Source organism: Streptomyces doebereineriae (genome assembly GCF_031845645.1).
Lineage (GTDB): Bacteria > Actinomycetota > Actinomycetes > Streptomycetales > Streptomycetaceae > Streptomyces > Streptomyces canus.
The window spans coordinates 1-471 of the sequence record NZ_JAVREZ010000198.1 but is presented as its reverse complement, the minus strand read 5'-3'; the positions used below and the strand labels follow the sequence as shown (position 1 = coordinate 471).

Below are 471 nucleotides of genomic sequence, written 5' to 3'. Positions count from 1 at the left end.
GCGTCGCCGAAACCATGGCCGCCGCCTACGTCTCCGAAATCCCCGGCCTCGAACAGCTCGGCGGCCAGTCCTGGGCCAACGCCTGGGCCTTCGTACTCCTCATCCTCGTGCTCCTCTTCCGGCCCCAAGGCATCATGGGCGAGCGCGTCACGGACAGGGCGTGAGCACCATGACCACCACACAGACCACCACCCAGGTCACCGCACCCGCACCGGCCGAACCCGCCACCAGCGGCGTCCTCGCCCTCCCCCCGCACATCGCACGGGCGACCGCCACCGCAGGCGGCGCGCTCACCGTCATATCCGCCTTCCTCGCCTGGACCTGGACCTCCGCCTTCCCCGGCGACCTCACGCTCTACGGCTACCCCGGCGGCCTCCAGTGGCTCGTCCTCGTCAGCGGCGCCCTCCTCGCCCTCTTCGGCCTCTCCTCCTACGGGATCAAGGGCCTCACCTGGCTCACCCCCCAGGGCGC

General features: G+C 71.3%; 2 pseudogenes. Both read left to right on the top strand.

Annotation, left to right across the window (positions count from 1 at the left end):
- Positions 1 to 164: pseudogene (locus RNB18_RS51435) on the top strand (branched-chain amino acid ABC transporter permease); the annotation flags it as partial.
- Positions 161 to 471: pseudogene (locus RNB18_RS51430) on the top strand (branched-chain amino acid ABC transporter permease); the annotation flags it as partial. The pseudogenes RNB18_RS51435 and RNB18_RS51430, both read left to right, overlap by 4 nt.